Source organism: Acinetobacter sp. S4397-1, assembly GCF_024129285.1.
Lineage (GTDB): Bacteria > Pseudomonadota > Gammaproteobacteria > Pseudomonadales > Moraxellaceae > Acinetobacter > Acinetobacter lwoffii_C.
The window spans coordinates 23,124-30,510 of record NZ_JAMXXZ010000030.1; the positions used below are offsets into that span (position 1 = coordinate 23,124).

The 7,387-nt window shown below is 44.9% G+C and carries 8 protein-coding genes; 5 read left to right on the forward strand and 3 right to left on the reverse strand.

Annotated features, from left to right (window positions below; genetic code table 11):
• Positions 1-167 precede the first annotated feature (167 nt).
• Positions 168-1,424, forward strand: a complete 1,257-nt coding sequence (locus tag NI467_RS12255; RefSeq protein WP_151204670.1) for an MgtC/SapB family protein — start codon at positions 168-170, stop codon at positions 1,422-1,424.
• A 60-nt stretch (positions 1,425-1,484) separates the two neighbouring features.
• On the opposite strand, the gene tsaA is transcribed toward NI467_RS12255, so the two are convergent.
• On the reverse strand, positions 1,485-2,189 hold the full coding sequence (gene tsaA, locus NI467_RS12260; RefSeq protein ID WP_253153208.1) for a tRNA (N6-threonylcarbamoyladenosine(37)-N6)-methyltransferase TrmO: 705 nt from the start codon (positions 2,187-2,189) through the stop codon (positions 1,485-1,487).
• A gap of 105 nt (positions 2,190-2,294) precedes the next feature.
• Here tsaA and NI467_RS12265 point away from each other — a divergent pair, with 105 nt between their 5' ends.
• The gene (locus NI467_RS12265) at positions 2,295-3,074 is read left to right on the forward strand and encodes a ferredoxin--NADP reductase (protein WP_151204652.1); all 780 of its coding nucleotides are present in this window, start codon (positions 2,295-2,297) and stop codon (positions 3,072-3,074) included.
• Between the two features lie 65 nt (positions 3,075-3,139).
• Here the strand turns inward: NI467_RS12265 and NI467_RS12270 are convergent, their stop codons facing one another.
• Positions 3,140-3,760, reverse strand: coding sequence for a cation transporter (locus NI467_RS12270; RefSeq protein ID WP_151204653.1), 621 nt, complete (start codon positions 3,758-3,760; stop codon positions 3,140-3,142).
• Positions 3,761-3,846: 86 nt separating this feature from the next.
• Here NI467_RS12270 and NI467_RS12275 point away from each other — a divergent pair, with 86 nt between their 5' ends.
• The 3 genes from NI467_RS12275 (at position 3,847) to NI467_RS12285 (ending at position 6,055) form a co-directional block, all read left to right on the forward strand.
• On the forward strand, positions 3,847-4,257 hold the full coding sequence (locus NI467_RS12275) for a Cd(II)/Pb(II)-responsive transcriptional regulator (protein WP_151204654.1): 411 nt from the start codon (positions 3,847-3,849) through the stop codon (positions 4,255-4,257).
• Between the two features lie 149 nt (positions 4,258-4,406).
• Positions 4,407-5,798, forward strand: a complete 1,392-nt coding sequence (yegQ, locus tag NI467_RS12280; protein WP_253153210.1) for a tRNA 5-hydroxyuridine modification protein YegQ — start codon at positions 4,407-4,409, stop codon at positions 5,796-5,798.
• Between the two features lie 2 nt (positions 5,799-5,800).
• Positions 5,801-6,055, forward strand: a complete 255-nt coding sequence (locus NI467_RS12285) for a YfhL family 4Fe-4S dicluster ferredoxin (protein ID WP_151204656.1) — start codon at positions 5,801-5,803, stop codon at positions 6,053-6,055.
• Between the two features lie 223 nt (positions 6,056-6,278).
• Here the strand turns inward: NI467_RS12285 and ahpF are convergent.
• Positions 6,279-7,387, reverse strand: a 1,109-nt coding sequence (gene ahpF, locus NI467_RS12290; protein WP_253153212.1) for an alkyl hydroperoxide reductase subunit F, incomplete at its 5' end; no start/stop codon positions are given.

Genomic DNA, 7,387 nt, shown 5'->3' on the forward strand with positions numbered 1-7,387 from the left:
TGTTTTTCGCATTTTGTGTCTGCATGTCATGGTTGAGCGGCAGATTTTCACAGCAATTCATCTTCACGCCTGCTGATTATTTCAAAATATAATTTTTCCTGCTTGTTCATAGTTTAGTTTATCGCCTATATTTCAAACAGACCGTCTTTTAAATGACTGAGACTAATATGGATTTTAGTGTGGTGCCTCTCAATAGCAGCGGTTCTTTTCAGGAACTGCTGACTATCCTCACTTCCGCGCTTGGTTGTGGTTTGCTGATTGGCCTGGAACGTGAGCGGCATAAACAGCGTGAACAGCAGCCTAGCTTTGCCGGATTACGCTCTTTTGCCCTCTGTGCCTTGTTGGGTGCGCTGTGTTTTTTATTTGGCATGAATATTGGTCTGACAGGCGCCCTGTTAGTCGGTGGAATGGTCATGTTTTCCCTTCGGAATCAGCTGCAAGATCCCGGTATTACCACAGAACTGGCCTTTATGATGACCTATTTTATTGGGGCCATGTGCCTGTGGAATATTCCGCTGGCCGCAGGACTGGCGGTCTTGGTCACGATTATTCTGATGGCCAAACATTCCATGCATAATATTGCCGGACAATGGATTAGCGAAGCTGAATTTAGAGATGGCATACTTTTACTGGCACTCATTCTGATTGCTTTACCGCTGACACCTGATAAGCCCCTATGGGGCGAAGTCCTGAATCCGCATCTGATTTTAAGACTGTTGACTTTGATCTTAGTGGTACAGGCTCTTGCGCATATTGCCAAACGCTTATTGTCGAGTAAAAATGCCTTGATGCTGTCGTCTATTGCTTCGGGCTTCGTTTCTAGTACTGCGACTATTGCGCATTTGGGTTTACAGGTACGTAAAAGTAAAGTGGATGCCAAATCGAATGCGGGTGCCGCACTGATGTCCTGTATTTCAACCCTAGTGCTACTGTTGGTTGTGGTAGGGGGTGTATCCTTGAGCTGGCTGAGAATTCTGTTCTTGCCTACCTTGGTCGCTGGGGCAATTCTGGCAGCCTGTGCATTTTTATTACTGCGCAAGGCTAAACCGAGTCCAAATCTGGAATCTTCGGACAGCCGGATGTTTAGTTTAAAGGAAGCAGTAATTATTGCGGTGACTTTAACCCTGATTCAAGCTGGAGTTTATGGACTGGAACAGCTGTTGGGAAATGCTGGCTTACTGGCCGGCACCTTGCTCGCCTCCCTGTTCGAAATTCATGCTGCCATGGCTGGTGTCACCGTTCAGGGAGATCCTTCAAATAGCCACTTGATTTATGCTCTACTTTTGGGACTCGGTGCTCATGCACTGGCAAAATCGGTCAATGCGGCGCTGACTGGCGGCGTTAAATTTGCCCTGTATTTTGTTCCGGTACAAATCCTGCATATGGCAGTGTTGATTGCTCTGATGTGGTGGATGGTTTTTTAATGCACCACCACAAACTCGATATTGAGAACCAATTATTTAGGTTCTAATTCATACAGGAGCTTATAGCTCCTGTATGACTATACAGCTTTGTTGAAAGTTAAACTTCACATCTAAGTCAGCAAACTTCATCCCATAAATCCGTTCTTCATCATCCTGATAGGCGGGTCTTGGGTCCAGAGATAATACTTCCTCTAGCTCTTGAAAAGTATGGGGTAAGATTTTCTGAGCCGCCAGTAAAGCCTGCTTTTGCTGTTCTGCCTTATCACTCCAGATCACAATTTTACGGGCTGGTTCTTCCTGGGCATAACCACTTTGCGCATCAACCAACGCATCCGAATATTGAATATAAGGCTTAATATCAATAATTGGCGTCCCATCTAGCAGGTCACTACCCGTAACATACACACGGACATCTTTACCCACTTTTTGCACGTCTTTCAGTTTTACAACCGATAAACCGAGTGCTGCAGGACGATACATGCTCCGGGTCGCAAATACCCCAATTTTTTTATTCCCTCCCAGACGCGGTGGCCGTACCTGCGGACGAAACTGGCTATGCTGCTGGTTCTTGTTCGCATGAAACTGCCAGACCAGCCACAGATGACTAAATGCGTCAATTCCTTCAAATGCCAGCAAGTCATTATAAGGACCAGTCATTTCAATATAACTCTCCACCTGAACCAGATTAGGCTGACGAGGAATACCAAATTTTTCTTTGTAAGGAGAACGCATATAGCCAATAATCGGCATTTTCAACCCAGTCATAATAACTTTTTCTGATAAGCTCAATTAAATATATTCAGTTTATCGAGAATGATTTTAGATTAGAATAGCAAGCTGTTCTAATTTGATAATTTATTGAGACCTTTAATGGCTGCTTTTAACGTCGAAAAGATTACTCACGTCCACCACTGGAATGATACTTTATTCTCTTTTAAAACGACTCGCGACACTGCACTGCGTTTTAAAAACGGTCAGTTTGTGATGATCGGCCTTGAAATGAACGGCAAGCCGTTAATGCGTGCATATTCGATTGCAAGCGCAAATTATGAAGAAGAGTTAGAGTTTTTCTCTATTAAAGTACCCGATGGCCCGCTGACCTCGATCCTGCAAAAAGTAAAAGTGGGAGATGAGATCCTGGTGTCTAAAAAGCCGACAGGTACACTGGTTCTGGATGACCTGAACCCGGGTAAAAACCTGTATCTGCTTTCTTCTGGTACAGGGCTTGCACCGTTCCTGGCAACGATTCGAGATCCTGAAACGTATGAGCGTTTTGAAAAAGTTATCGTGGTTCACGGAACCCGCTTCATTTCTGAACTGGCTTATCAGGACCTGATTCTGAACGAACTTCCGAACCATGAGTTCTTTGAAGAGCTGGGTATTCGTGAAAAACTGGTTTATTACCCAACCGTAACCCGTGAAGAATATCCAAACCAGGGCCGCGTAACGACTGCGATTGAAAGCGGTGAGCTGTTTGAAAAAATCGGACTACCACGTTTCAATCCTGAAACTGACCGCGCGATGCTTTGCGGTAGCCCGGCCTTCCTTGATGATGTTGCCGCACTGCTAGACCAGCATGGCTTAAAAGAATCTCCTCGTATGGGTGTTCTAGGCGATTACGTAATTGAACGTGCTTTTGTGGAAAAATAAGATTTCGATTCTTTAGAAGCATACTCAAAAAAACCGAGCTGTTTAGCTCGGTTTTTTCATACAGATTAAACCACTGTATAATTTTTTCTTTCATTGATCGCCTGTTTAACGATCTGATAGCCTGCAGTTAATCCTAAACTGGCCATAATGACTGCCACAATGATATCCGGCCATAAACTGCCTGTACCCAATACCCCAATTGCAGCCAGAATCACCGCGACATTACCAATCGCATCATTTCGGCTACACAGCCAGACTGATTTCATATTGGAGTCCCCATCACGAAAGGCATAGAGAATTACTGCGGTAGTGACATTGGCAATCAAGGCGGCCACTCCAATTACACCCATCGTAATGGCTTCAGGCGGAATACCCTGAAGATAGGCATAAATCACCTTGCCAATCACGACAATACCAAATAAGGCCATGGTCACCCCTTTTAGCAGCGCGACGGTTGCACGCCAATACAGACTTGCACCTAATACCGCAAGTGAAATGCCGTAATTGACTGCATCTCCAAAAAAGTCCAGCGCGTCTGCCCATAATGCCGATGAATGTGCATAGGTCCCACCTATCAGCTCCACCACGAACATGGCAAGGTTAATGAACAGGGCAATCCACAATGCCGTTCTAAATTTGCTGTTGGGCTTGGGAGGAGCAGGTTCATGACTACAACTACAGGCCATTATAATCTCCAGTGTTTTTAGCTAAAAAAATAGGTTAGATTAATTAGAAACTATGGAGTAACTCCAAGGTCAAGCCCGGAATAAAAATGTCTTTATATTTAATTTCAGAAGTCGCCCAAAAAGCCGGTTTCAGCACCGACACTGTCCGCTTTTATGAAAAAAAAGGCCTGATTCAGCCGAATTTTCGAGCAAGCAATCAGTATCGTTATTATACGGAAGATGCTCTTAAACGCTTAATTTTTATCAAGCGTTGTCGTGCCTTAGGTATGTCTCTAAAAGAGATTGAACATCTGATTCAACTAGAACAAAATCCGGATCAGGACTGCTGTGCAGTCAATCAGCTTATCGACCAGCATCTCTCAGATGTTTCTAATAAAATTAAAGAGTTATATATATTTAAACAGCAATTGAAGGCACTGCGGGAAAGCTGTAATACCCCGACCACTATCGACCATTGCCAGATTTTAAAAATGCTGGAAGCGGGTGAAGGTAGCTGAGTTCACTCTCCATTTTTAAGGTAATGACTGCTGTATATTTAGCTCAAAATTCAAGCACTATTGGCCAATTCCGAGTTATTTACTAGGTTGAATCCTGTTTTTAGATGATTAGAATAAAGCCATACTTTTTCTATGTCTTTTGATCAAGCATGAGCATCACGACCGTTACAGAACTTCTCTCACCTGCTGGCTCACTCAAAAATATGCGCTACGCTTTTGCTTATGGTGCAGATGCAGTCTATGCAGGACAGCCGCGTTATAGTCTGCGTGTTCGTAACAATGAATTTGATCATGACAATCTTGCGATTGGCATTCAAGAAGCCCATAAACTGGGTAAGAAATTTTATGTGGTGGTCAATATCCAGCCTCACAATTCTAAACTGAAAAATTTTATCCGTGACCTGGAACCTGTCGTAGCCATGCAGCCAGATGCTCTGATCATGTCGGATCCCGGTCTGATCATGCTGGTACGGGAACATTTTCCGCATATGGATATTCACCTGTCTGTGCAGGCCAATGCCGTGAACTGGGCAACCGTTAAATTCTGGAAGATGATGGGACTCACCCGTGTCATTCTGTCACGTGAACTGTCCATTGAAGAAATCGCAGAAATTAAACAGCAAGTGCCTGATATGGAAATTGAAGTTTTCGTTCATGGGGCATTATGCATGGCCTATTCAGGACGCTGCATGTTATCCGGTTATATGAACAAACGGGATGCCAATCAGGGTGCCTGCACCAATGCCTGCCGCTGGGAATATAAAGTTCTGGATGCCAAGGAAGATGAAACTGGCGATGTCATTCCGGTGAAAAACCTGGATTCAGGCTGCTGCTCCAAAGATGCCGACGAAGCACATCTGCAGGCACAACACCAATTCAATGAGCCAGTGCTGTTAAAGCGCAACGAAGAAGACATGTTTGCCGCAGAAGAAGATGAACACGGCACTTATTTCATGAATTCCAAAGATTTGCGTGCCGTCCAGCATGTCGAACGTCTCACCAAAATTGGTGTACATTCCTTAAAAATTGAAGGTCGGACCAAGTCTTATTTCTACTGTGCGCGTACTGCACAGATTTATCGTAAAGCGATTGATGATGCACTGGCAGGCAAACCCTTTGATCCATCACTGATGACTCAGCTTGAAGGTCTGGCGAATCGTGGTTATACCGAAGGTTTCCTGCGCCGTCATGTGCATAGCGAATATCAAAACTATGAGAATGGTTCGTCCAGTTTCGATCATCAGCAGTTCTGTGGCGAAGTGCTGGAACATAATGGCGACTACATCAAAATTGATGTAAAGAACCGTTTTGTGGTGGGTGATTCATTGGAGCTGATGACTCCTCAAGGCAACATTACCTTTACTTTAACTGAGATGAAAGACAAAAAAGGTAATCTGATTGAAGATGCCAAAGGCTCGGGGCATATCGTCGAGATTCCGGCCCCAGCAGATGTAGATATGCAATATGCCCTGCTCATCCGTAATCTGCCCAGTTCGACTGTAGACATTTCAGCCTCTTCACTGGCGTATCGGGCGAGTTAAGCATGGCACTACTGATTACCGATAAATGTATCAATTGCGATATGTGTTTAGCAGAATGTCCGAATGAAGCGATTTATGAGGGTGACAAAGTCTATGAAATTGATGTCAACCGTTGTACCGAATGTGTCGGTTTTTACGAACATCAGACCTGTGTGGATGTGTGCCCAATTGAATGCATTATTCCACATCCTGAACACCGTGAAACAGCGGAACAGTTGCTACAAAAGTTTAAGGGCTTAAACCTGTTTAATGCCTAATACAGATCACCTTGGGGAGAGCATAATAAGAAGGGTTATAAAACAAAAATAAAAAGATAAGAAACAGCCTAATGTGCTTGGGGACACATGCAGCTGATTCAATAATAAAAAGATAAAAAAAGGAACTCTGGAGTTAGCATCCAGAGTTCCAATAAAAAAGAACAATAACAATATTGTTCGTGATCTGGCACCGGGAACTTGGGGATTCCTGGTGCCATTTTCTTTATTGTCCTGAGCGTATCATATAATCGAAAGCAGACAGCGAGGCTTTTGCACCTTCACCAGTGGCAATGATAATCTGCTTGTAGGGAACTGTAGTACAGTCACCCGCAGCAAACACACCTTGCATGCTGGTTTCATTGCGCTCATTAATCACAATCTCACCGCGGTTACTTAGCTCAACTTTGCTGCCTTTCAGAAAGTCGGTATTTGGCAGCAAACCAATCTGTACGAAGATGCCCGCCAGTTCAACGACATGCTCTTCATCTGTAGCACGGTCCTTGTATTTCAGGCCGGTGACCTGTGAGCCGTCTCCCAGCACTTCAGTAGATAGCGCATTCTTGATAACGCTGGTATTTGGCAGACTGTTCAGCTTGTCCTGCAAGACCTGATCAGCACGCAGTTTGGTATCAAACTCAATCAGGGTGACATGCTCAACCAGACCTGCCAGATCAATCGCTGCTTCCACACCCGAGTTACCGCCACCAATCACGGCAACACGTTTGCCTTTAAACAGGGGGCCATCACAGTGCGGACAATACGCCACACCACGGGTCTTGTATTCCTGCTCTCCCGGAACATTCATCTCTCTCCAGCGAGCACCTGTGGATAGCACCACAGTTTTTGAGGCAAGTTTTGCACCATTTTCAAGGGTGACTTCTACCAGACCACTGGAGGTTTCATCGGCACCTTTAATCGCTGAGACACGCTGCAGGTTCATGATGTCCACATCGTATTCACGCACATGGGCTTCCATTTCTGCTGCAAACTTCGGACCTTGAGTTTTCTGGACAGAGGTAAAGTTTTCAATGTCCATAGTATCCATGACCTGACCGCCCATGCGCTCAGCCACGATCCCGGTACGAATGCCTTTACGGGCAGCATAAATCGCGGCGGTATTCCCCGCAGGTCCTCCACCAATCACCAGTACATCAAAGGCTTGTTTGGCATTCAGTTTTTCTGCATCTTTGGCTGCTGCATTGCTATCCAGTTTGGCAATGATTTCTTCCAGCGTCATACGCCCCTGACCGATATGATTGTTGTCCTGGAAGACCATCGGCACTGCCATAATTTTGCGCTCTTCCACTTCATCCTGGAAGAAAGCTCCATCAA